Annotated in this window: 23 protein-coding genes; 3 read left to right on the top strand and 20 right to left on the bottom strand. The window is 53.3% G+C overall.

The window, feature by feature from the left end; translation table 11 throughout:
- Positions 1–363 precede the first annotated feature (363 nt).
- Positions 364–1,272: a LysR substrate-binding domain-containing protein gene (locus tag FCL42_RS11190; protein ID WP_136863509.1), complete on the bottom strand. Its 909-nt coding sequence runs from the start codon at positions 1,270–1,272 to the stop codon at positions 364–366.
- 163 nt (positions 1,273–1,435) lie between these two features.
- Between FCL42_RS11190 and FCL42_RS11185 the strand changes: the two genes are divergently transcribed.
- Genes FCL42_RS11185 through FCL42_RS11175 form a run of 3 tightly spaced genes read left to right on the top strand, consistent with a single transcriptional unit; the run spans position 1,436 to position 3,828 of the window.
- Positions 1,436–1,903 carry a DoxX family protein gene (locus tag FCL42_RS11185; protein ID WP_456071350.1) on the top strand — a complete coding sequence of 156 codons (468 nt, stop codon included), beginning with the start codon at positions 1,436–1,438 and terminating at the stop codon, positions 1,901–1,903.
- A 39-nt stretch (positions 1,904–1,942) separates the two neighbouring features.
- Positions 1,943–2,926, top strand: a complete 984-nt coding sequence (locus FCL42_RS11180; RefSeq protein WP_136863508.1) for a glutathione S-transferase family protein — start codon at positions 1,943–1,945, stop codon at positions 2,924–2,926.
- A complete protein-coding gene (locus tag FCL42_RS11175; protein ID WP_136863507.1) occupies positions 2,923–3,828 on the top strand; it encodes a pirin family protein in 906 nt (301 codons plus the stop codon). Before FCL42_RS11180 ends, FCL42_RS11175 begins: the two co-directional genes overlap by 4 nt.
- Here FCL42_RS11175 and FCL42_RS11170 read toward each other — a convergent pair.
- From FCL42_RS11170 to FCL42_RS11080, 19 genes are all read right to left on the bottom strand, one after another.
- Positions 3,825–4,115: a hypothetical protein gene (locus FCL42_RS11170; protein ID WP_136863506.1), complete on the bottom strand. Its 291-nt coding sequence runs from the start codon at positions 4,113–4,115 to the stop codon at positions 3,825–3,827. The genes FCL42_RS11175 and FCL42_RS11170 overlap by 4 nt on opposite strands.
- 215 nt (positions 4,116–4,330) lie before the next feature.
- On the bottom strand, positions 4,331–5,197 hold the full coding sequence (locus tag FCL42_RS11165; protein WP_136863505.1) for a 2OG-Fe(II) oxygenase family protein: 867 nt from the start codon (positions 5,195–5,197) through the stop codon (positions 4,331–4,333).
- 238 nt (positions 5,198–5,435) lie between these two features.
- Positions 5,436–5,999 carry a sulfurtransferase-like selenium metabolism protein YedF gene (gene yedF, locus FCL42_RS11160; RefSeq protein WP_229359843.1) on the bottom strand — a complete coding sequence of 188 codons (564 nt, stop codon included), beginning with the start codon at positions 5,997–5,999 and terminating at the stop codon, positions 5,436–5,438.
- The gene (locus FCL42_RS11155) at positions 5,983–6,258 is read right to left on the bottom strand and encodes a DUF3343 domain-containing protein (protein WP_136863503.1); all 276 of its coding nucleotides are present in this window, start codon (positions 6,256–6,258) and stop codon (positions 5,983–5,985) included. The genes yedF and FCL42_RS11155 overlap by 17 nt, the downstream gene beginning before the upstream one ends.
- Before the next feature lie 11 nt (positions 6,259–6,269).
- The gene (locus tag FCL42_RS11150; RefSeq protein ID WP_136863502.1) at positions 6,270–7,043 is read right to left on the bottom strand and encodes an acyl-CoA dehydratase activase; all 774 of its coding nucleotides are present in this window, start codon (positions 7,041–7,043) and stop codon (positions 6,270–6,272) included.
- The gene (locus FCL42_RS11145; RefSeq protein WP_136863501.1) at positions 7,037–8,236 is read right to left on the bottom strand and encodes a double-cubane-cluster-containing anaerobic reductase; all 1,200 of its coding nucleotides are present in this window, start codon (positions 8,234–8,236) and stop codon (positions 7,037–7,039) included. Before FCL42_RS11145 ends, FCL42_RS11150 begins: the two co-directional genes overlap by 7 nt.
- A 16-nt stretch (positions 8,237–8,252) precedes the next feature.
- Positions 8,253–9,422: an aminotransferase class V-fold PLP-dependent enzyme gene (locus FCL42_RS11140; RefSeq protein ID WP_205729259.1), complete on the bottom strand. Its 1,170-nt coding sequence runs from the start codon at positions 9,420–9,422 to the stop codon at positions 8,253–8,255.
- Between the two features lie 549 nt (positions 9,423–9,971).
- Positions 9,972–10,568, bottom strand: a complete 597-nt coding sequence (locus tag FCL42_RS11135; protein WP_136863499.1) for a PhnA domain-containing protein — start codon at positions 10,566–10,568, stop codon at positions 9,972–9,974.
- Between the two features lie 192 nt (positions 10,569–10,760).
- Positions 10,761–11,768, bottom strand: a complete 1,008-nt coding sequence (hypE, locus tag FCL42_RS11130) for a hydrogenase expression/formation protein HypE (protein ID WP_136863498.1) — start codon at positions 11,766–11,768, stop codon at positions 10,761–10,763.
- Positions 11,765–12,892 carry a hydrogenase formation protein HypD gene (gene hypD / locus FCL42_RS11125; RefSeq protein WP_136863497.1) on the bottom strand — a complete coding sequence of 376 codons (1,128 nt, stop codon included), beginning with the start codon at positions 12,890–12,892 and terminating at the stop codon, positions 11,765–11,767. Before hypD ends, hypE begins: the two co-directional genes overlap by 4 nt.
- A complete protein-coding gene (locus FCL42_RS11120; RefSeq protein ID WP_136863496.1) occupies positions 12,885–13,127 on the bottom strand; it encodes a HypC/HybG/HupF family hydrogenase formation chaperone in 243 nt (80 codons plus the stop codon). Before FCL42_RS11120 ends, hypD begins: the two co-directional genes overlap by 8 nt.
- Before the next feature lie 96 nt (positions 13,128–13,223).
- The gene (locus FCL42_RS11115) at positions 13,224–13,862 is read right to left on the bottom strand and encodes a hypothetical protein (RefSeq protein WP_136863495.1); all 639 of its coding nucleotides are present in this window, start codon (positions 13,860–13,862) and stop codon (positions 13,224–13,226) included.
- A gap of 10 nt (positions 13,863–13,872) precedes the next feature.
- The gene (gene hypF, locus FCL42_RS11110; RefSeq protein ID WP_136863494.1) at positions 13,873–16,203 is read right to left on the bottom strand and encodes a carbamoyltransferase HypF; all 2,331 of its coding nucleotides are present in this window, start codon (positions 16,201–16,203) and stop codon (positions 13,873–13,875) included.
- A complete protein-coding gene (locus tag FCL42_RS11105) occupies positions 16,200–17,870 on the bottom strand; it encodes a Kae1-like domain-containing protein (protein WP_136863493.1) in 1,671 nt (556 codons plus the stop codon). The genes hypF and FCL42_RS11105 overlap by 4 nt, the downstream gene beginning before the upstream one ends.
- A complete protein-coding gene (locus FCL42_RS11100; protein ID WP_136863492.1) occupies positions 17,854–18,426 on the bottom strand; it encodes a HyaD/HybD family hydrogenase maturation endopeptidase in 573 nt (190 codons plus the stop codon). Before FCL42_RS11100 ends, FCL42_RS11105 begins: the two co-directional genes overlap by 17 nt.
- Positions 18,427–19,098 (bottom strand): Ni/Fe-hydrogenase, b-type cytochrome subunit, encoded by a 672-nt coding sequence (gene cybH, locus FCL42_RS11095; RefSeq protein ID WP_136863491.1) that lies wholly within the window; start codon positions 19,096–19,098, stop codon positions 18,427–18,429.
- A 10-nt stretch (positions 19,099–19,108) separates the two neighbouring features.
- Entirely contained in the window at positions 19,109–20,809 is a 1,701-nt protein-coding gene (locus FCL42_RS11090; protein ID WP_136863490.1) for a nickel-dependent hydrogenase large subunit, read from the bottom strand.
- Positions 20,809–21,948 carry a nickel-dependent hydrogenase small subunit gene (gene hyaA / locus FCL42_RS11085; RefSeq protein ID WP_136863489.1) on the bottom strand — a complete coding sequence of 380 codons (1,140 nt, stop codon included), beginning with the start codon at positions 21,946–21,948 and terminating at the stop codon, positions 20,809–20,811. Before hyaA ends, FCL42_RS11090 begins: the two co-directional genes overlap by 1 nt.
- Positions 21,949–22,360: 412 nt before the next feature.
- Entirely contained in the window at positions 22,361–24,151 is a 1,791-nt protein-coding gene (locus tag FCL42_RS11080) for a M14 family metallopeptidase (protein WP_136863488.1), read from the bottom strand.
- Positions 24,152–24,234 lie beyond the last annotated feature (83 nt).

Raw genomic sequence — 24,234 nt, 5'->3', positions numbered from 1 at the left:
AGGCTGAATACCATAGTTTAACTTGAGTGCTATTTAGGACCTGTTGAACTTTTGCGATCATCTTTGCGCCATCCGTTGGATGTTCTTGTTTTGAATTTAATCTCTTGTGAGATTTTGGTGACAAATAGAAGGGCAGGGCGCCCTACGGGGTCTGATTAACGGCTTTTACTCAGCGTCAAACGATTTCGACGTAGAACCACTATGCCGTCAACCGTTTTCCTTGATTAAAAGCCGTTACTCTAGACCAAAGCTTCATCACCAAAGATAAACAGGTCCTAGATTTAGGAAAATGGCATTGTTAGCCTTTTAGGGAGCCAGAATAAGCTTGGCCAACTGGTTACCCGAGCGTAATCCCCATTTGGGCTAACTATCACCCTGCTTGGATGAGCCTCGCTTGAGTAGATCGCTAACTAGCCACTTGAGCGCACGGCCTTTGTGGTTATTGCGGTGCCCTAGGTAGAGAGGGCTGATGGCAGACCCAGATTCCGTAGCCAGCTCGACTAATCTGCCTTGCTCTACATAGGATTGAACGGCGCAGCGTGGCAGATAGCCGCAACCTAACCCAGCTATCTGGGCGCTGATCTTTTGCGGGATGGTCGTCACCGACAGCCTTGGTTGACGTTCTAATAGGTTGCGAGTTAGCGGAGGTAACTGTTTGGACGAATCTCTTACGACTATGGCTCGATAATGAGCCAATTGCTCGTCACTTATGATGCCTTGATGTTGGGCTAAAGGATGAGTTGGCGCAACCATTGGCACCATCTCTACCGAGCCAAAAGGCAGTAGCGTAAACCCTTGAGTGTGGTTTGGTGGCTCAGAGACACCTACGGCTAGATCCACACGACCGCTCACTAGCGCTTCCCATGTGCCACCTAACACCTCATCGTATAAATTGAGCTCCAACTGGGGATGCTGCTCTGTAAGTCCAGTTAAGGATGGGTACAGTTCAGTGATGTCGAAGATGGTGTCCACTGCGATGTTGAGGCAGGACTCCCAGCCGCTGTCTATCTGCCGAGTTTGCTCGACCAACCGATCTGCCGCTGCCAACAACTCTCGCCCCTGAGCCAATAGCGCTTGCCCTGCAGGGGTCAGAATTGATTTTCGTCCTTGTCGAATAAATAGCGTCACGCCTAGGTCCTGCTCCAGCTTTTGCATGCTGTAGGTCACCGCTGAGGGCACCTTGTACAAGGTGGCTGCCGCTGCTGCAAAGCTGCCTTTGCGGTCGATGGCATCAAGCACTTCTAGGGCTTCTAGGGTCAGTCGATTCGACATGGTTTTATCGTGACTTTTAATTGTTCAAAAATTTTGAATGTATTGGTTAGTTTATTCCGATTTTTTTCTCGCTGCCAGTCTCTAAACTTATCTCTATCGACATTTGATGCATTGTCATCAAGTCAACAAATTGAAAGTGAATAGCGAGATTAAGGAGAACATCATGACAACGGCAAACGCAGCAAGACACCAAGCATCCATGAGTAAACTGAAGGCGCTGCTGGTGTCCAACGCTGGGGCATCCGCACTGGTATTGCGAGTGCCGCTGGGCGTTATTTTGGCGGCCCATGGCTCGCAGAAGCTGTTTGGTTGGTTCGGTGGTTATGGCCTGGAAGCAACCGGTCAGTGGATGGCATCTGTGGGATTTGCCCCCGGTTATCTAATGGCGCTGATGGCTGGCAGTGCTGAGTTTTTCGGTGGGCTGGCGTTGATTCTAGGATTGCTTACTCGTCCAGCTGCGGCAGTGGCGGCGTTTACCATGCTGATGGCGATGACGGTTCACCTAGGCAATGGGCTGTTTGTGAGCAACAACGGTTATGAATTTGCACTTATTCTGCTTGCGGCCAGCCTGTCTTTGGTATTCAGCGGTGGTGGCAAGCTGGCACTGGATAACCAATTGGCGAAGTCTTAATTGATGTCTACATAACGAAGGATAACGGAGGATGCGCAGATGGGATTGTTAGTGAAAGGTAAGTGGCATACGGATTGGTACGACACCGAGTCTAGCGACGGCGAATTCATTCGCACTGATGCTCAGTTTCGAAACTGGATTACTCCAGCCAGTGAGGGAGGCGAGTTTCCAGCTGAAGCAGGGCGCTATCATCTGTTTGTATCCTTGGCTTGTCCTTGGGCTCATCGAACTTTGATCTTTCGAGCGTTGAAACAGCTTGAATCTGTGATTGGCGTTACCGTTGTCAAAGCCGAAATGTTGGACAAGGGGTGGGAGTTTACCGAGGACAGTGGTCCGGTGGAGGGGCTTCGTACAATGGCGCAGCTGTATTGTAAGGCCCAAAGTGATTACAGTGGCCGAGTAACGGTGCCGGTTTTATGGGACACCAAGACCAATCGCATCGTTAGCAATGAGTCCTCGGAGATCATTCGCATGCTAAACACCGCTTTCAACGCGTTGACGCCGGTGCAAACGGATTACTATCCAGCAGCGCTTCGTGCAGAGATCGATGCGGTAAATGAGTGGGTATACGATGCGGTGAACAATGGCGTTTACAAAGTCGGGTTTGCGACAACACAGGCAGCCTACGAGCGACACTTCCACGGGTTATTTGATGCTTTAGAGCAATTGGAACAACGCTTAGGTACACAGCGCTACTTAGCTGGAGATACGCTTACGGAAGCAGATTGGCGCCTGTTTACCACCCTGGTGCGTTTCGATGCCGTCTATGTGGGCCACTTTAAGTGCAACCTGAAACGGATTGAAGACTACCAACACTTGCCTCACTACCTGCGGGAGTTGTACCAGCACCCAGGCGTGGCTCAAACGGTGAATTTTGATCACATCAAAACTCATTATTACTACAGCCATGACACCATCAACCCCACTCGGGTGGTGCCTTTAGGCCCAGCGTTAACCCTTGATGGTGACCATAATCGCGACCAGCTCTTTGGTGCTGCCACGTCAGGAGGGCAGGCGTCATGAAGTCAATTTCTTTATTGAAACAGGCCCAAGTGGAACAGATATGGCCGGCCAGAGCGGTATCCGATGGCGCAGGCGTGCGCATCAACCGCAGTGCGCATAGCAATGATATGGCTCGCATGGATCCCTTTTTGATGTTGGATGAGCTTGGCTCTGACAACGCCGATGACTATATCGGAGGCTTTCCAGAACACCCCCATCGTGGTTTTGAAACCGTGACCTACATGCTTAAGGGGCGGATGCAGCACAAAGATCACATGGGCAATGTGGGGGAGCTGGCCAGCGGCGATGTGCAGTGGATGACGGCAGGAAGAGGCGTGCTGCACTCGGAGATGCCGATGCAGGAGTCTGGTCGTTTGCATGGCTTCCAGCTGTGGGTAAATTTGCCTGCGGCGCAAAAGATGGTATCAGCCAAATATCGTCATATTGATGCCAAACGCATTCCGATTGCTGAAGCTTCAGGCACCGCCGTTAAGGTGATTGCCGGTCAATTCCAAGCCTGGCAACAAGGTTGGCAACCGGCTGTTGAAGGTGCGGTAACCGGCATTGCGACATCCCCTTGGATGTTTGATATTACATTGGATGCGCAAGCGGAGCTGCAACTGGCACTCAACCCACAGCATAAGGTGCTGTTGTATGTGTATCAGGGGCAGGTTCAAGTTGGGGAGCAAGGCCACTCTCAAGTCGTGCGTCAGCAGCAGATGGTGAAATTGACCGCTGCCGAAGCACTGGCATTGACAGCCGTTGATAACGTCAAATTGCTACTTTTAGCGGGCAAGCCCATTGGCGAGCCGGTGGTGCAGTATGGCCCCTTTGTAATGAACTCCATGGCGGAGATCAACCAAGCGATGTTGGATTATCAGCAGGGGCGCTTAGTTTCAAATAATACCGAGTCTGCTTGTTAGAGCATCTTTAGCAGCTCAAATAGAGTAAGGCTCAGTACTAAAAAGCCAGCGCTGGCTTTCATGCCATATTTTTGATGCGCTTGATACTCAAAGTTACTCAGCTGCAGCAGATGTTTGCTCTGGTATTGCATGATGAAGCCCATGGCAAACAACAGGTGCGTAAAGGTGATGAGGCTGACCTCCGACATCTGGATGACAGCGCTGGAGAAGTGCAAGTCGGTCATTAACTTGAGGCAAGCCTCAGTCAAAACCAGTCCAAAGAGTGCGCTGATGATGGATAGCAACATGGAGACCTCCGCAAGTTGATTCGCTAAAAAGATGAATTCAGTAATGAGTGATCTCTAATCTAGCACTCAATTAAATCAAATGATAGTGGTTATCATTTGCGTTAATCGTTTTTTTGAGTTTGACCGCAAAAATCTTCAAAACAAAAAAAGCCGCTTTCTGTAGAAAAGCGGCTTAGGTTTCATCTGGAATCTGGCCCTAGCGGGATTCGTCGCGACTAGATCACCCCAAGTTCCCTTAGACGTTCCATTAGGTAGCTGTTTGCGGTGTGCTTTTCCGATAGCACTACCTCTGGACGCGGGTGAATGAACAGTGGTAGTGACACTCGAGAGCGATTGAAATCGGTACCTTCAGGGTTGATTACTCGGTGAGTCGTTGAGGGGAAGTAACCTTGAGAGGCCTCTTGCAACATGTCGCCGGTATTAATGATTAAGTTGCCAAAATCGCACGGCACATCCAGCCATTGACCATCTTTGCCTTTCACTTGAAGGCCCGGTTCATTGGCGGCAGGCAAAATGGTGATGAGGTTGATGTCTTCATGAGCGGCAGCGCGTATGGCTCCGGGCTCCTCCTCGCCAGTCATCGGCGGGTAGTGCAAAACCCGAAGCAGAGATTGGTCGCTGCTTTTGATCATATTCGACAGTGGTTCGCGATAGTGTTTGGCAATGTCTTGAGGAGTGAAGTGCTCAATCCATTCCAGTAGCGTAGTGGCAAAGCCTAAGGTGGTGTCGTAATAATCTTGCAGATCCGTTTTTAGCGACTTAGGACATTGACCCCAAGGGTAGTAATGAAAGTACTCCTTGATGTCGCGTTTGTCAGAGCCTTTGGCACTTTCGGCAACCTCGGCGGAGAAAAAGCCATCTTGTGCTTCCGGGTTGAAAGCAAACTGATGCTTCTCTTCGGTATCGAAAAAGCCGAGCCAGTTGTCGTAGATTCGTTGTACGTGCTGTTGAGATAGCGGGTGGTTTTTGAGGACGCCAAAGCCGGTGTCTCGAAGGGATTTCACAAAACGCTCTGCGGCATCTGGGCTGTGAAAATCCACGGCTTCAATCTTAGTGATTGGGCGTGTTACTGGTGTATCCATATTGACCCCTTGCCCTGCTTTGCAGGTGCTTATTTTTATCATCCATTGATGCGCCCGATACTTGAGATGCGAGTCGCGGCGCTATTTTAACCTTCAAAAAAAGTGTGATCCAGCGCAAAAGTAAAGCCGCTTATTTATCAGGGTCTTGGAAGTTTTAGTATGGGGCTGCCTAGGAAGAGAGAAAGTAATCGTCCTCAAAGCATGGCCTAAAGGACGATTTGGCGTGGTTCGGGGTCAGCTAAAGGGCGATCACCTTGGTTTGGTTATGGTAAATGCTGATCAGATCATGCATGGTGCCCACTCGGCCGACGGCCAATTCTTCGGAGAGGGAGAAGTAATCGAGGCAGGTGCCGCAAACAATGAGGTCGCAGCCTTTCTGCTGCAGGGCTTGTAGACCCCCTAGAGCAGGTGAGTCCGCTACTGTTAGCTTGACGCCAGTATTCAGGAAGAAGATCGATTGCGGTACTTGCTTGTAATCGCCGCTGACATTGAAAAACGCATTCATCAACTTAGTACCGATTACGTCATCGCCTTGGCCCATTTGATCGCTGCCGACTACTAATGAGGTGGAGTCCATGACGCCGTCGTGGTTTAAGTTGGCGATGATCACCTGGCTCTCTTTGGCGCTAAGCAGTTCACACTCGGCCTCTGATTTTGCCAACAGTTCCAGTATGGTTTGGGTAACGGCTTCATCAGAGCATTGAATCTCCAGTGTGGTTACGCCCGCTTGGTTTAGGGCTTGATGCAGGGCTTGTTGGGCCAGTTCGGGCGTAAGCCCTTGTAGATCAACGGTACTTTTCATAGTGATTGACTCCTTGACGTGGTTGTTTTGAGTACAGGTTGGAATAGGCGACGGACAGGCTGTCCAGCGCCTCGAAAACGGCTTGGCTGCTTTGGTTTTCAATCAGTAGGCAGAAGCCGCATTGAGAACTGATAACCCGAGGGGCTGAGATCAGCCGGCAGCTCATCTGCGATTGCGCTAACTGTTGCTCGGCTTTGAGGGCCAAGTGGCTGGACTGAAAGGTCACGATGCAGTCTTGGGTTGAGTTTGGTTGTGTCATGGTTTCCCCTATTACAGGCCCTTTTGAGCAATCAGCGCCGCTCCGAGGGCACCGGTGATCTGCGGCCGCTCTGGGCGAATCAGCACCTGAGTGTTGAGCCTGGCTTCAATGGCCTCGGCAACGCCGAGATTTTGGGCAACGCCGCCGCTAAAGCCGATGGGACCATCAAAACCGATTTTCCGGCCGAGGGAGACGATGCGTTTGGCCACCGCATCACACACCCCTTTTAAGATCACCTCGGTAGGCACTCCTTGATGAATCAGGCTGATGATCTCCGATTCGGCAAACACCGCACACATGGAGGAGATTTCGCAGCTTTGCTCGCTGCTGGCGGCCATGCGGCCGATGTCTTCCACCGCTAGGTTCAGGGTATGGGCCACCATCTCCAGAAACTTTCCCGTTCCCGCTGCGCAGCGGTCGTTCATCACGAAATCCAGTACCTTGCCGCTAGGGGCCACTTTGATCACCTTGGAGTCCTGCCCGCCAATGTCGATGATGGTGCGCACCTGTGGCTGCAGGAAGGTAAGGCCAGCGCTGTGGCAGATGATCTCAGAGGAGACCTTGTCGGCATCGTCGAAATAGTTGCGCCCATAACCGGTCGCCAAGGTGCGATCCAGAGCCGAGGATTTCAGCCCATTGGTCTCCAGCAGGGTGTGAAACAGCTGCTGAGCATTGGCTTGAGGCGTGGCGCCGCTAAGGCCAGTAGCCCAGTCGAGGAGCTGACCATCTTTAACCAGTACTCCCTTGATGGTGCGAGAGCCAATATCGATGCCGCAGGTTAGCATTGCGCTAGCTCCAGCAGGGTTTGTACCCGCACTTTAAGCTGTTCACGATCAGAGTTGGAGTAGTCGGTTTCCACCTTGAGGTAGGGCAGTCCCAACTGCTGCTGGACGTAATCTTGAATGAGTACCGCTTCCACGTTGTAGGTGTGACAGGCCTGCCATACCAGTTCGATCACCACATCCGCTTGGTACTCATCAGCTAGGCGCTTGAGCAGATCCTGTCGGCCCTGATTTGGAGTCATGCAGGAGCAAGGCGTATTAAAGTGTTTGCGAGCGATCGCTTCCAGCGGGTCGCCCTGTTCGTTTACCGGCTCAAATACGCCTTTGATGCCAGAGCAGGCCTCTTGCACCACCACGATGCCGCCGCACTCCTCAATGACCTCAATCAGTTTCTCGGTGCCTTGGCCGGTAGGGCAGCCGGTCAGCAGCACTCGAGGAGCACCTGCAGGTGCCGCTTGATAGCCCGAGTGCTGGCGCTGCTTGGCCATCTGCAGGAACTGTCGCATCTGATGCAAATTCTGCTCAAAGCCTGCCACTCGGTAGCGGGTTTGCGCTACCTCATAGCCGGAAACGATGGCTGGGCGATGTTTGCCCAGCTCCTGAATTTCGAGAATCAAAGCTCGCTCTTGGTTCATCTTACGAATGGCTTGAGACAGCTTGTCGTTGGTGATCTCAACCCCAAAGTGTTGCTCGAGTTTGAGTTTGAGATCCTCCACTTCCCGCAGCCAGTGCTTAAACGCCAGCTCGTTATCAACCTTTTGGGTGAGTTCCAGCACATGAATCGGCTTGGTACGCGCCATGATCTCGTACATCTTTTTCTTACCGTCGCAGGTGGTTTCTGCCACGAACAGATCGGAGTCATTTACCAGCGGACATTTGCCGCTGACCACGTAGCCAAAGGAGGATTTGATCAGTGGACACAGGTTCGACGGCAGCAGAGTTTCTGCATCGGCGATGGAGCTTTGGCTGCTGCCACACAGACAGATAGGCACAGCATCTGCGGCCAAGATCAGATCCCTTGGGGTGTACTCACAGTAGAAACCGACGATGCCTCGCCCCTTGGCCTTTTGCTCTCGAACGTATTGGATCTCACTAGAGATCGCCTTTTTGAAGTACTCCAGAGGTGCGGTGCTGATGCTGCTCTCCTCGGTGGAGATGGTACCCGGAGTGGTCTGTGTGGTTTGGGGACTAAACATAGGAATATCCTGTAAATTATTCGTCGGCAGCGACGGTGGCGGTGCAGATCGCCTTTACGGCGGCGATGGCGCAGTCGACATCCTCCGCTGTAGTGGTGGCGCCGAGGCTGAAACGGATGCTGCCCTCAGGAAACGTGCCAAGGGCGCGATGGGCCGCCGGAGCGCAGTGCAGCCCGGTGCGGCAATATATTTGATGCTGATTTCCCAGTAGGTCGTCCACCTCGCCGTTATCCATACCTTTGATAACAAAAGAGACCACCGCCGTTCTTGGAGCATTCATGGCTGGGCCGATAAGACGAACATTGGGCAGTTGGCTAAGACCCACCATTAAGCGCTGACACAGGGCTAACTCTTGTTGATGCAGCCGGTTGATACCCTGTTGCTGCAGCCACTTCACGCCAGCATTCAGACCGGCGATTCCGGGCAAGTTCGGTGTGCCGCTTTCCAGTGCGTCGGGCAGAAACTCCGGTTGGTTTTCCGATTCTGACAGGCTGCCAGTGCCACCGAGTATCAGTGGTTTGATGCCATTTTTCTGGGCTCGGGTATTAATTATCAGGCCGCCGGTACCCATGGGGCCCAGTAGGCCTTTATGACCGGTGAAGGCCAGCAGATCGATCTTAGCGCTCGCCATATCTATGGGCAGATGACCTGCGGTTTGGGCGCAGTCTGCCAGTAGTAGACACTCATGCTGGCGGCAAAGCTCGCCGATGGCATCCAGAGGCTGTAAGGTGCCAAAGGCGTTGGAGGCGTGGTTGATGGCCACGAGCTTGGTGTTGGTAGAGAGGGATTGAGCCAGCAGCTTTAGGTCAATCACTCCGGATTTGGGATCGCTTGCTATCTTGGTAATGCGCACACCTTGCTGCTCAAGTAGGCGCAGAGGGCGCATCATGGCGTTGTGCTCTAGGCTTGACACCAGCACTTCATCCCCCGGCTTGAGTAGGCCAAATAGAGCCAAATTTAAGGCTTCGGTAACGTTGGCGGTAAATACCACTTCGCCGGCCGCTTCTGCGCCTAGAAAGGTCTTTAATCGCTCCCGAGTTTCAAATAGCAACCGAGCGGCGCGATTGGCAAGAGGGTGACTGCCTCGTCCCGGATTGGCACTGCCCTCACTGGCATAGTGCGACATCGCCTCGATGACACATTGAGGCTTTGGATTGGAGGTAGCGGCGTGATCCAGATAAACCATAAACAGACACTGAGTTAGCGACCCTCAAGGGCCAAAGTTCTATTTCTATGGTTTGGTTTCTCCATCTTGATTACCGTGATCTCATTCACGGTGTGCTTTTATAAGGGCTTGGGTTAAAAATTGCGCTGAAATCATCATTTTGATAGCTATTTTTCTAAGTGGTATCGAAATGATAGTGGTCTTTATTTGTGATGGGGCGTTCATTGGATTTGGGCTGGCAGTATCAATTGTTGAAGAGTCTAGAGGTGATGACAGCACAATCTGATATTTAAGTCTTTAAAATCAATTTATTAGCATGATTCTGTTATCGATTTAGTGGGCAGGAAGATACAGGAGAAGCGCGAGCCATCATGAAAGTGTCAGCTTAGGGCCGTTTGGTTGAAATTGTGGTATTAGATAGGCATTTTTAGAAAATAGATGAACTATTATAACGATAGTGATGAGCTGAGGTGACGGGCTTCACGAATGGGGTTTCCGTTGCTTTTCCTTATGGTTGCCATACAAAAAAGGCGATGCAAAATGCATCGCCTTGGGAGTCAGAAAGAGCGCTTATTCTTCGCTGTGCTTGGACTTCTTAACGAACTCGGTCAAGATGACGATGCGCTGGCCATTCACACGGCCTTCGATGTGCAGCGGGTTGTTGGTGGTGCCGATGTTGCGCACTGCAGTACCACGCTTGGCGGTGAAGTTACCGCCTTTCACGACGAGATCTTTAATCAGGTGCACGGTGTCGCCGGCAACGATTACGTCACCATTGCTGTCACGGTGAACGATGGCATCTGGATCTTCCTCTTCTGGAAGGCCTAGATCAGCCCAAGCTTTGACGTCCTCTTCCATGTACATCATATCCAGCAGATCTTGAGCCCAGGTTTCGCCCTTCGCAACCAGTTGGTGCAGTACGCGATAAGCAACCACTTGCACAGCGGTTACCTGGCTCCACATGGCGTCGTTAACGCAGCGCCAGTGGTTTACGTCAAGTTCGCTGCCTTCGGCCAGTTCGGTTTTGCACTTCAGGCAGGTCAGTACTGCCTTGTCTTCGTGGCTTTTGTCTACCGGCGGCACATCGTAAACGCTCAGCTGATCGTTACTGCCACACAACTCACACTTGGAGTCACCACGCACCATCAGGGTGTTTTCAATGCTCATGATTTTTCTGTCCGAAAATAGAAGGTAATCGACAATTATATCAAGCCTACTCGGGATTCGGTCAACCGAGTTGGTCGCAGAAATTGCAGCGAGAGACTTAAAGGACGGTTATTTTCCCGTGGAGACACCAAAACTAGAACAAAAAAGGCCGCAATCGAGGTTGCGGCCTTAGGTTTCAAAAGGAATTAGCTCCTAACAAATGCGCGGTAGCAGCTCGCCTTTCGGCAGTTCGAGATAGCGCTGACTGCCCCAAGGGGAGGTCAGTACCACCTTACCAAGGTGCTGTTCGACCACGGTGCCGATGATGGCGGCGGTGGGTTGGCTTAAACGCAAAATCTCTAGGGCGGCGTCCCCTTGCTCTTTGGGCACGGCAAGTACGAAGGTGCCTTCGTTGGCCAGCTCCATCGGTTCAAACCCAAACAGTTCACACAGCCCTTGAACCTCATCGGTGATGGGAACCTGCTCTTGGGTAACGTCGATGCCCAACTGGCGACCATTGGCCCACTCATTAAGCACGGCAGCCAGTCCGCCTCGGGTGGCGTCGCGCATCGCTTTAACCTCAATTCCGGCATTCAGCAGTCGTTCGACATCAGGCCATAGGGTGGCGCAGTCGCTGCTGAGATTGCCCTCAAGGCTCATTCCTTCACGGTTAGCCAGAATGCAGGCTCCGTGACGACCAATGTCCCGAGACACCAGAATCAGGTCGCCCGCTTCTAGGGACTTCCAGTTAGGCGCTGCCAGACACTCGCCAACCCCAGAGGTGTTAATGAAGACGCCGTCGGCTGCACCTTTGGGCACCACCTTGGTGTCGCCACAGACGATCTTGGCACCGCTTTTGGCCAGCTCGTCGGCCATGGACTTGACCAACTGTTCTAGCTCGCTGAAGGTTAGCCCCTCTTCGATGATGAACCCACAACTTAAGTACTGAGGACGTGCGCCAGCCATGGCCAGATCGTTAACGGTACCGGCGATGGCAATCTTGCCCAGATCGCCTCCGGCAAAGGTGCGGGGGCTGACGGTAAAGCTGTCGGTGGTAAAGGCGATGGGGCCGGTCATTTCCAGCCGAGCGGCATCTTCGTCTCGAAGCAGGATGTCATTGCCAAGATACTTAAAGAACAGCTTTTGGATCAGCTGATTCATCTCAACGCCACCACCGCCGTGGCTCAGTTGTATGCGGCGTGGGGAAGGGGTGCTGGTCATAACTGAACTCCGGCGTATTTGTAGTGGGCATGGCAGGCGCCCTCGGAGCTGACCATGCAGCTGCCCATGGGCGATTGTGGGGTGCAGCCTCGGCCAAATACCTTGCAGTCGTTTGGCTTAGCGAGACCCTTTAAGATGGCGCCGCAGAGGCAGGCTTTGTGATCATCCAACTCTTCAGTCGGCAGTTGCTCGGCAAAGAGCAGTTCAGCGTTGAGATGGTTAAACTCAGCTTTTAAGGTGAGCGCCGATTCAGGTATGTTGCCTAGTCCACGCCAACGGAATTTGTCTCGAATGGCGAGGGTGTCATCGATCATCTTCTGAGCTTGCAGGTTGCCATCCATGTCGACTGCGCGGCGATATTGGATCTCCAGTTCGGCTTTATCGGCGAGCTTTTGTTCCACCAGCATCAATACCCCTTCGAGGATGTCCACCGGTTCAAAGCCAGAGACCACCACGGGAGTTTGGTAGGCATCAACAATAGGTTGGTAGATTTTAGCGCCGGTGATCACGCTAACGTGTGACGGGCCAATGAAGGCATTCACCTGGGCTTGGCCATCTGCCATGACGGCGTGTACCGCCGGTGGCACCAGTACGTGATTAACGTGCAGCAGCAAGTTGGTGAGCCCCAAACGCTCAATCTGCTGCACCAGTACCGCGGTCATCGGCGTGGTGGTTTCAAAACCGATGGCGAAATAGACCACGGTTTTGTCAGGGTGCTCCTGAGCCAGTTTGATGGCGTCCATGGGATCGTACAGGGGGCGAACGTCGGCACCTTGGGCTCGTACTTGAGACAGGCTGGACTTGGAACCTGGCACCCGAATCATGTCACCTAAGGTGCACAGAATCACTTCGGGTTGAAGGGCCAAAGCGATGGCCTGATCGATGCGCTCTTTGGGCATGATGCACACCGGACAGCCTGGGCCATGAATAAATTCGATGTTGTCGGGTAGACTCTGATGCAGGCCATATTTCATGATGGAGTGGGTATGGCCGCCGCACACCTCCATGATTTTGAGCGGTTCACTGAGGTGTTGCGCTCGCTCGGCGATGTTGGCAAGCAGTGCTTTAATCGCTTTGGGATCGCGAAAGCCTTGATAGAGGTCGTTCAGCTGCAGCTCAGGCATGTTCGGTACCCATCTTGTCGATGATCTCTTTGTACAGCTCAAGGCTCTCTTGCGCCGCTTCATTGTCGATCTTGTTCATGGCAAAGCCGACGTGGATCAGCACATAGTCCCCGATAGCCAGAGGCTCGTTAATGAGGTGGGTGCTGACCCGTCGAGTTACCCCCATGGTGTCCACGGTGGCGGTGGTGTCTTCTGGGTGCAGCTGCACCACTTTCGATGGGATAGACAAACACATGAGCTGCAGTTCCTGTAATTATTGTTCGAGTAGTATTCAATGCTTGAGCCAAAGCTGCCTTGATTTTGGACAGCTTTGGGTCGTTAATCTTGGGGCTTAACCGGCCAAAAGCATCAACCCTGTGGCCAAAGAAACTCCCCCGGCACAAGCGAAGGTGCGTTTTACGTTCTTCTGACTGGTGAGGAAGTGGCGGTTAAACAGCAATACCGCGCCACCAAATAGGCTGAAACACAGCAGCACACCAGCCACAAAGGCCGCCACGAGAGAGAGGTTGATGCTGGCGGCATCCACCACACCCAGAGTGACCAACATGCCTCGTACGCCGCCCATGCCCATCAGTGCGCCGAGAGCCAAAGCGGACGCTTTGTCTTTTTTGTCATGTTCGTGGGCTTTGCCAAACCAGATGTGGATGTGAGGCTTACCCTCGTGCATATGCTGGCGGAATTGAATTTGATTGGTGAGCGCCATGTAGAGCAGATAGGCACCCATCAAGCAGATCACTGAAGCGGCAATGAGATCGCCACTGGCGGTGACCCACTCCGGTAGAGGGTAGAGGCTTAAAATCTTGGCGAACACCAACAGCATTAGGCCATGACCTATGGCGAACAGCAGTACGTTTGCAAAAGCGGCCTTGCTCTGCTTGCCGATGGAGAAGTTGGCTATCACCACCAGATGGTCAGGACCAAAGCTGTGGAGGATGCCGTAGAAAAATAGGATGAGTAGGCCAGTTTCCATAAATGTCTCGCTAATTGGATAGGTCTGAGGATTGGGACTGGTTCAGTGCGAACCACAACTGACCCTGGGCCAAGCTGCTGTCGTTGACGGCAGTGCGCATTGGCCACAACCAACGCTCGCTGTCTATGTGGTGCTGAAGCTGTTCCAGCAAAATTCGGTTCTGCATAACGCCCCCAGCCAGCACAAGTGGCAGTTGAGGGTGAGCGTTTGCGATCTCAGCGATGAGCTGAGCAATCCCTTTAATGAATCCCAGCGCCAGAGCGGGGATCGATTCGTGTTGGCGGTTAATCATGGCCTCAACGAGTGAGTGGGTATCGATATAGCCGTCGACTGTGACCGATAACTTAAGTTCAACATCGGTTTCACAAGTGAGATCTTGATCGCCAGATAGGCCGGATTCGGCGATCGCTTCCAGCATCATGCCGGTTTGGCCATCAAAGTCGCTGTTAAGACAGACACCAAGCCAGGCCGCGACGGCGTCAAATAAGCGGCCCATGGAGCTGGAGTAGGGACTGTTGATGCCCCGCTGCCACATCCGGTGCAGGTTGGCCACCTGGCTTGAGCTCAGGCCAAAGCGCTTAGGCCAACACGAAGCTTGCACCTGCTCGAGACTCATCTGCTCAAACATCAGCGACAGTGCGATGCGATAGGGCTGCTTAATGGCCTGTTCGCCGCCAATGAGGCGAAACGGTTTGATGTGATGCAGTCGCTCATAGCCGTTAACGTCGGCTTTGAGTACCTCACCGCCCCACAAACTGCCATCGTCTCCAAGGCCGGTGCCGTCGAAGGCAAAACCCAGAACAGGGCCTGTGTGCTGATGCTCCGCCATCACCGCCAGTAGGTGGGCGTAATGATGCTGTACCTGCAATAGTGGCAGCTGTTTAGCGTGAGTGTATTGCTGTGCCCACTGGCTTGAGCCATAGCCTGGGTGGCGGTCGGAGACCACCATCGATGGCGTCAGTTGGTAGATGCGACTGAGCTGTTCTAAGGTGTGTTCAAAGTAAGTTTCGGTGGCCAGATTATCCAGGTCGCCGATGTGAGGACTGGTGATTTGGCGGCTGCCAAAGGCCAGCGATAGTCGATTCTTTTGCTGAGCGCCTACCGCCAGAATGCAGTGGTCGTCAGAGAGCGAGAGTGACGGCGGCAGCGGCTCCGTTTGTGGGGCGATGCCCCGCGCCAGTCGCCACCATTGGGGGCGACCGCACACCACTTGGACGACGGAGTCATCACAAGGGTTTAGGATGGGGCGATCGTGATCCAATATGCCGTCGACCACCGAGCCCAGTTTCGCCAATAAAGGCTCAAGTTCCGTAATGACTGGCTCGCCGGAGAGGTTGGCGCTGGTGGCCACCAGTGGCCGCTTAAGTTGGTTGAGTAGCAGCTGATGGATTGGCGTATAGGGCAAAAACACCCCGAGGCGGTCGATGCCAGGCGCCACATTCGCCGCAACGGCAGTTGGCCCGTTGTCAGTTTGAGCTTGGCGGCGCATGATCACTACCGGCCGCTCCTGGCTGGTGAGCATCTGCCATTCGGCGTCATCGCCCTGCACTAAGGTTCGCGCCGCAGTCTCGTTGGCCACCATGACCGCCAGTGGTTTGCTGGGGCGGTGCTTACGTTTTCTTAACGTGGCCACGGCCAACTCGTTGCTGGCATCACACATTAGGTGGTAGCCACCTAGCCCTTTAACGGCGATGACTTGCCCCTTGGCCAAGGCGTCGATGCATTGCTGCAGCGGCGCTTTACACTCCACGGGCTTACCGTCGGCGCTGCGCCAACTGAGCTTGGGGCCGCAGTTAGGGCAGCTTACGGGTTGGGCGTGGTAGCGGCGATTCAGTGGGTCTTGGTACTCTTTGGCGCACTCGGGGCACATCTCAAACTCGGCCATGGCGGTTAAGGGCCGGTCGTAGGGCAGATCCCGAATGATGGTGTATCTGGGGCCGCAGTTGGTGCAGTTGGTAAAGGGGTAGTTGTAGTAGCGACTGCTGGGATCGCCAATCTCCGCCAAACATTCCGGGCAGGAGGCTTTGTCGGTGGCCAGCGCCACTTGGGCCCCTTGCTTTGCTTGGCTAGCGATGATGCTAAATTCAGTTTCGGTGTCAATGACTGGGTGAGAGGTGATCTCGAAGCGATCCACCTTGGCCAGTGGCGGCAGTTGATGCCGCATCGCCTGTTCAAACTGTGCCAGCGCTTCCAGAGGGCCTTGAACTTCGATAAACACCCCGTCGGCATCGTTGAGTACGTTGCCGGTGAGTTGATTTTCGATGGCGTGGCGGTAGACAAAGGGTCGGAAGCCGACCCCTTGTACTGTGCCGCCAATCTGGTAGTGCTGACGGGCGATCATGCACGGCGCCTTTGTTGCAAGAACAGGCCGCCCATGGCCAGATTGTTGCCTTCGAAGTCGGTCTCTTGTGGCAGCAGCAGCGTGAAGTTATTGCCCAGACGCCGGTGGATGCGATCCAGCAAAATCGGCGAGTGGAACTCGTCTCCAGCCAGTGCCAGTTGATCGATGCCGATGTCATCGTCCAGTTGCTCAACCCAGTTGGCGATGAAGTCCGCCAGGGAGTCAACCACGCCGTAACATACCCCTTGGGCGCTCTGCTCATCGGCCAGGCTGTAGCTCAGGCAGGCTTGTAGGGCCTTAGCCACTTGTAGGGTGAGTACCTCCTGTTCACGCTTCAACTTGAAGTCGATGCGAGGGCTAAATTTGCCATCAAAGCCCAGAGCCAGAGCGGTAAATTTCTCTGCCGCCAGACGCGCATCATCTTCAGGGCTGGCGACCTGAATGAGCCAAGCCACTAAGGCGTACAAGCTGGAAAGGCCACCGGCCATGTCGCTGTTGCACTGCTCCTCTAGCGCTTTGGCGCGTTCAGGCTGAGCTTGCTTGAAGCGTTCCACCAACCGAGCCCCGGTATCTGGATTGGCGGCGATGGTTTCCAGTACTTTGCCTGCGCCGGGCAGGGCATCAGGCAGTTTCACCAGCCATTGATATTCACCCTGTTTGTCCTGATACAACAGGCCAGATTGGCGCTGGCGACTTAAGAACAGTACCGCGGTAACGCTGTTTTGCGGCGCGGTTAACTGCGCCGTATGCAGGGCACAGGCGGCGGCCCATTTATCGGCAATGGTGGCATCCAGCTCTGGGGCAGGTTTGACCTGAAGCTGGTCGTTGTCGATGCTGGCGCTGTAACCGCCAATTACTGCGCCATCCCATAGGGGCTTTGCAATCGATGGGGCTTTGGGTTGTTGACGGTGGCTCAGTGCCAATGGCTGCTGATCGAAGATGCTGAGCAGCAGTTTAGGTTGATTGTCCTCGACCACCACGGCATCAATGCCCTTGGCGGCCAGCGCTTGGCTTAGCGCAAGGGTCAGGCGGTCGTCCGCCAGATGCACTCGGTGCAGTACTGGGGCTAACTGGTGGCGTTCAATGAAGCTGTCTTTGGCCAGCAGTTGCAGCATCGGTTTTTCTAAACTGGAGAGCAGGCGAATGCCCTCGTTGGAGATGTGCAGCGCTTCATTTAAGGCATCAATGCGGCAGAACAGCAGCTGTTTATGGGTGCTAAGGTTGAGCTCGGTAAGCTTATGGAAACGTCTGACCGTGCCACCAATGTTGAGTTGGCACACTCCGGTTTGCATAAACTGCTCAACCGCTTGCTCAATCGGTTCGGCGCTCAGTGCTTCACTGCCGCAGTAACGGCAATCGTCAAGGTGTTCCTGGCAGTGGAAGCAGTAGGGAGACTGGCAGGGGCTGTGGCTTAAGGCCAGAGTATCACCACTGAAGTCATCAATCTGAACCATGTTGCTCTGCTTGAGCCAGCAGGAGAGTGACCACTGCTGGCCGACCTGCTCGGCCAGTTGGCTTAGCTCCGCCAGATTGCCTTCGGCTTCGAAGTAGTAGTTGTTGCCGTCGATGCCGGTGGCGAAGACATGGGGGTGGCTGAGCAGTTGGTTGCACTGCTGGGCATAGTAGGGAACAGGGCGGTGGCAGTGGAAGTTAAATCTGAGCTTCATAACGGGCGGCTCCGATGGTGGTGCTGGTATCTAGCGCCAGTTGTTGAATGTCGACATCTCGCACTTTGGTGGCGTGGATGCCGAGGCTCTGTAGGTGTTCGATTAGGGCGCGTTCCATAGTGGGCAACGCCGCTTGCACCTGCTCCGTGAGCTGGAAGCTCATGGACTCCAGAACCGTTGGAATCACCCCAAGCACATAGGTGGTTGGGCGATCGCCAATCATGTCCATCATATTCAGGGTTTGCAGCATCTCCACTTCGTGGGCGCTGCCTTGCCAGTCCACTTGGGCTGGGGCTTTGTCGAAATCGAAAAAGAAAACTTGGCCGTAAACGGCGTTGGCGGCATTGATGGTGTCCACCACCACCATGTGGTCATAGGGAGCAATCAGAGGGATTAAGGCGTTGGCAAGGGTGCCGCCGTCCATAAAATCGAGCTGGACGCCATCCTCTGACTGAAACTCATAACAGTACTGGATGTAGTTGGCAAAATGTACGCCGATGCCTTCATCGGCGTACAGTACATTGCCAATCCCCAGTATGAGGATCTTTTGTGGCATTTAGTGCTTGTCCTTCATTGGGTGGTAGTCGTAGCCAGACACGATGGAGTCCACCGAGTTGTGCTTAAAGCGAATGCCGCTAAACACCGCCATGTACACATGGATGACCACGAAGATGACAAAGAACCAAGTCAGGAAGTGGTGCAGTTCGCGCACGAATGCCAGAGTGCCAAACATCGGAATTAATGCTTCGGCAATCGGCATAAAGGCGCCACCAATTCCTTCGTGATAGACGTGTGCATGCAGGATAAGTCCGGTAATGCACATCACCACAATCACTAGGGTTAGCCCAATGTAGGTCACGTACTGCAGTGGTCCATAAACCCCTGACTTATGCATGTGGCCCATGTACATGTAGGCTTTGAGGTTCTCAATCCACGCTTTGGGGCTGATGGCGTCCTTGAAGGAGCGGCGCTCGATGTCACTCTTACCGAAGAAGTAAAGATAGAATCGAGCTAGGGTGATCGCACAGAGTGCGAACCCTGCCACCAGGTGGCCAAAGCGTACCCAGCCCTGCATCAGATTGTCGGTACCGCCGTACTGCACCAGAAATGGCCAGGACAGGTAGAAACCGGAAATCACTAGCAGCACAATGGCAAGTGCCCGCAGCCAGTGACAGATCCGAATGATCGGGCTAAAGATCAGATCCCTTGAGTGAGGGTTGTTAGCCATAGCTCCTCCTTTAGGCGTTTGGCGCCACGTGGAACTGCCCCAGATCCTGACCCTTGTAGTCCATCACGTGCACTGCACAGGCCATGCAGGGGTCAAATGAGTGGATGACTCGAATCACCTCGAGAGGCTTGGTTGGATCTTCCAGCTTCATGCCCACCAGAGATTGCTCGAATGGACCGACTTTGCCCATGGCATCCACAGGACCGGCGTTCCAAGTGGTCGGTACCACCGCCTGGTAGTTCTCGATCTTGTTGCCTTTGATGCGAATCCAGTGACTGAGCAGGCCGCGAGGGGCTTCGATGATGCCCACACCCTTGTACTCTTTGTTGGGATCCATCTGCGGCTCAACATAGGTGGACTCATCTACCTGAATGTTGCTAACCAGAGCGTCGAAGGTCTTCAAGCTGGTCTGCGCCACCAAAATGGTCTGCACCAGACGCGCCGCAGTACGGCCCAACGTGGTAAACAGAGCATCGATCGGCAGGCCGGTCGCTTTCAAGACGAAGTTAACGGCGTCGACAACGGCCTTGTTGCCCTTGGCGTAGCTCACCAGCAAGCAGGACAGTGGGCCCACTTCCATTGGCTCGCCGTTGTAGCGAGGCGACTTAACCCAGCTGTACTTGCCCTCTTCGTTAAAGGTAGGCAGCTTGCCGTAAACGGTGTCACGCTCAATAAAGCCGGTGTAGTTTGGCTCGGTAACGCCATCGTATGGGTGACGGGCTGCGCCATCTTCATACCAGGCGTGGGTGACGTCCTCTTCGATCAAGCTCAGGTCGATCTCTTGAACGTTGGCCAGATCGCCCTCCATGATCACGCCGGAGTCGAACAGGTATTCGCCGTTGCCCAGGTAGAAATCTTGTGAGGCGAGGAAGTTCTTCACGCCTACGCCGCCAAGTACCGAAGGTTCAGTCTTATAGACGTCAGCAGCCATCAGCACGTCGGCCAGATAACCTCGGTTGATGAAGTCCATTACGGTGGCGTGCTTGTCTTTCCACTCCTGCAGACGAGCAGGGCTTAACATGTCACGCACTGAGGTTACACCGCCCACAACCAGAGATTGAGGGTGCGGCTGCTTACCACCGAAGATGGCCAGCATCTCTGCAGCGATACGCTGAATTTCCAGTGCTTTTAGGTAGTGAGATACGGCGATCAGGTTCTGCTCAGGGCTGAACTTGTAGGTGCCGTTGCCCCAATACGCGTTGGCGAATGGTCCCAGCTTACCGGTGTCCACAAGGCCCTTAACGCGTTCTTGAACCGCACGCAGTTCACCTTCGCCGGCGTTGATCGGCTTGTCGGAGTACTGCATGGCAACCTGAGCCGCTTTGGCAGGATCCGCAGACAGGGCGGAGACGATATCCACCCAGTCCAGAGCGTGCAGGTGGTAGAAGTGCACCACGTGGTCGTGCATATACAGGGAGGCCTGCATCAAGCTACGCAGCAGTTTGGCGTTTTCTGGAATTTTTACATCCAGTGCATCTTCAACCGCTTCGATACTGGCACGGTAGTGGGAGTAGGTGCACACACCACAGATACGCTGAACAATCAGGCCCGCATCCATTGGGGTACGGCCTTTCAGGATGGTTTCGATGCCACGCCATAGGGTGGAGCCGGACCAGGCCTTGGTGATGACGTTATTCTCATCAACCTCAACCTCGACACGAAGGTGTCCTTCAATACGGGTAATGGGGTCGACTACGACTCGTTTGCTCATCACTTATCCTCCACGTCTTTGGCAAACACGCCAGCAACGGCGTGGGCGCCAATGCCAACTGCGGTGACACCGAGAATGGCGGTGCCGATCATGTCCGCGGTCATATCCAAGCTGTGGATGTCGCGGCGGCCTAATGGCTTCTCAAAATCAGCCATGGCGTCCCAGAAGTTCGGCTCGGAACAGCCAATGCAGCCATGACCTGCCAATACCGGCCAGCTGGTGTGGTGGTTGAAGCGCTCGGTTGGGCAGTTGTTGTAGGTGTATGGCCCTTTACAGCCCACCTTGTAGAGGCAGTAACCGTCTTTGGCGCCTTGGTCACCAAACTTCTCAACGAATTCACCGGCATCGAAACGGCCACGACGTTCACAGTTGTCGTGAACTCGAGCGCCATAAGCCCATTTTGGACGGTTGTACATATCCAATGCGGGCAGCTTGCCGAACATGATGAAGTACATCAGGGTACCCACAATGTTCTTTTCACTTGGAGGACAGCCACCTAGGTTAACCACGGGCTTGTGAATCACTTCGCCTACGCCTTTGGCTTCGGTTGGGTTAGGCGATGCCGCCTGAACCCCACCAAATGCGGCACAGGTACCTACAGACACAATGGCTGCGGCGCCTTCGGCGGCGTGGTGGATGATGTCCAGACCGGTGTGCCCCTTACAGCCAACCGTCAGGAAGTGACCGTTGTTGGCGGTAGGAATGGCCCCTTCTACTGCCAGCACATAGCCGCCTTTATAGGCTTCCAGCGCGTGCTCAAGGTTCTCTTCCGCTTGCCAGCCGGAGGCGGCCATCAAGGTTTCGTGATATTCCAGAGAGATGTGGTCAAAGATCACCGCATCGATGGAGGGGGTGTCTGCGCGAATCAGAGATTCGGAGCAGCCGGTACATTCCGCCATGTGCAACCAGATAAGCGGCACACGGTCAGCGATCTCAGCCGCTTGCGCGACCAGAGGACTGAAGGAAAGCGGGAGGGAAAGCATGGTGGTGACCTTAGCGGTCCAAGTCATGAAATCACGACGAGAAATACCATGTTGTTCCAATTTTTGCTGTAGCGGGGTGCTTTTAACTGGAGTTATTTTTTGTAACTCAGCTATACGCTTTTCTCCCCGGTTATATAAAGCATCGTACTGTCCCATATATAGATCCTTTTTTGGGGTACAACTAGAGTGCCCGTAAAGTGTATGAAGTTCGAATATTGAATTAATGATTTAAATCAATATTCCTTGGGACTATCAGAATGATTTCACAAAACCTTATTTGAACTGTGATCTGGGTCACTTTGTGTTGTTGTGGCTAGTGAAAATGGTGATCTATATGGATTTTACGTTGTTTTATAACGATTTTTCTTACTGAAAACTTTTACTATGAAGCTGATTTATTAGGCGAAAATCAGGTTTTTGAGACAAAAAGTCCCAAAGGTCAGTTGAGCGAAAATCCGTTTGGGTCGCTTTTCACTATTTTTATCCTAATTTTATTTTGTGCTTTATATATGAAAAAAAAGAATGAACCGAATTCTGAAAATAAAATTCGGCTCACTCTTATTAAAAACTATTTGCGAAATATAGGATAAATCTGATAGGTAAAGTCGAAATAAGAACTATTCCTATAAAACCAAGCTAATCGTGCTTTGGGGTTATTTTTAAACTCCGAGTCATTCTCGAGTTTTTGTTTAAATTTTTTGGCCAGTTCTGGGTCACTATCCAGCATCTGCTGTGCTAGTGGTTCTACGGCATAGGCCTCGATGTATTCGGTGCGAGTAAAGATGGTGTTGAAGAATCCCCATTGCAGCAGCGAATCGCTGCTTTGTGGCTCAAGCAGCAAAATTGCCAGATCCCCAAGAGGTTGTTTGGTGTCGACTCGCCAACTTCCTTTTGGAAGTGTGCGTTTTTCATAGATAAGGTTGGCAGTGGCGGAGACTCGCTGGCGACCTTCATAACTGCTGGTAGCAAATTTAGGCTCAGTGAGCCGATAGCTGCTGCCCTCGATGACCTGCTCCTGTTCCAAACGAGTCATCTGGATACCATGAACTTGTAGGCGCTCGATGACGTGATGCCATTGCGGAGGAATGTAATAAGCCTGTGGGCGCTCAATGCGAACCTTCGCTTTGGTGTTGCCGATTACCGGCAGGTTAGGGTAGAGCTTTGGCGTTCCTAGCCAGCGCACTACCTCGCTGCCACTGATGGGGCTGGTTTCAATGCGGTAGTCCACGCCTTTGAAATCCCAACCCTTGGCTTGCTGCTCGGAAGACCAGCTAAGGGTAATTGGCGAACTGTGGCGCTGCTGATCCGCGTTGACCGCTTGTTTAAGGCTAGCGCCATCGGATGCCAACAGTTTTAGGCTCTGTTCTAGCATCACATAGGTGCCCAAAACCCGCTGCTGATAGGGTTTTAAGCTGTGGTTTTCTAGCAAAATGGTGGGTAGATGTCGGGCATCGCCGTAGCCGTTGGAGTATCGAGGTGAGGCATTCCATAGGCTTAGGCCCTTACTCATGTCGCCATTATCGATGGCAAACACCAATGGCCCAGGAGTGTGCCCCATCTGAGTGAGCCTGGCATCCATCGCTGGACGGTAGGTGTGTTCCAACCACTGATGGATGGCGGGGCTGTAGCCGACATCTAAGTTATAGCCATAGGTGACGTCGTACTGGTAGTCGATGCCGTCGGTGACGTGGGCATCGATATAGAGATCAGGCTGCCATTGGTTGATGGCTTTGAGCATCGCCTGCATCTCAGGGGTATCGGCTTTGGCGTAGTCTCGGTTGAGATTGAGGTTAGTGGAGGTGGTGCGCCAGCCCATGGTGACTGGCCCACGTTGGTTTACTCGGTTGTAAAGCCCACGGCGTTCGTGGCCGTCAGCATTGAAAATAGGCACAAACAGTAGGTTGGCGCCTTTCAGTAGATCGGCTTTGTCCCCTTGAACGATGTCTCGCAGCAGCATCATGCCCGCATCTTTACCGTCAATTTCACCTGCATGGATCCCTGCCTGCCACAGCAAGGTGGGTTTGCCATTGGCGGCTAAGGCTTCAGCGTTGCTGGCACCCGAGTCGGAGGCGATGATCATCCACAGCTGTCGTCCTTGGGCGCTTTGTCCAATGGACACTTTTTGAAGCTTATCGCTGGTTGCTACAAGCTTATCCAGCCAAGCAAAACTGGCTTGGTAATCGGGGGAGTCGGCAAGTCGCATCTGTTCTGCTGGCGTTGCCAGAGGGTCGTCGGCGCTTCGTTGCAGTGATTGACTGGCACCGCTGAAAGGCAGTTGCGGCGGGAGAATCGAATCGTTGATGTAGTGGCCGTGAGAGCCGGCAGCCAAGATAAGTGGCAACGCTGCCAAAGTAGTCATTTGAGATGTCCTTATACTAGGGTCTGTTGACCTTTTGTGTCTGTTTTTTGCGCTTTAGGTCTATTTTCTTAAGTTTGAGTATC

This window comes from Ferrimonas aestuarii (assembly GCF_005116665.1).
Lineage (GTDB): Bacteria > Pseudomonadota > Gammaproteobacteria > Enterobacterales > Shewanellaceae > Ferrimonas > Ferrimonas aestuarii.
Note: the sequence above shows the minus strand (reverse complement) of the source record. Positions and strands in the feature narration are given on the sequence as shown.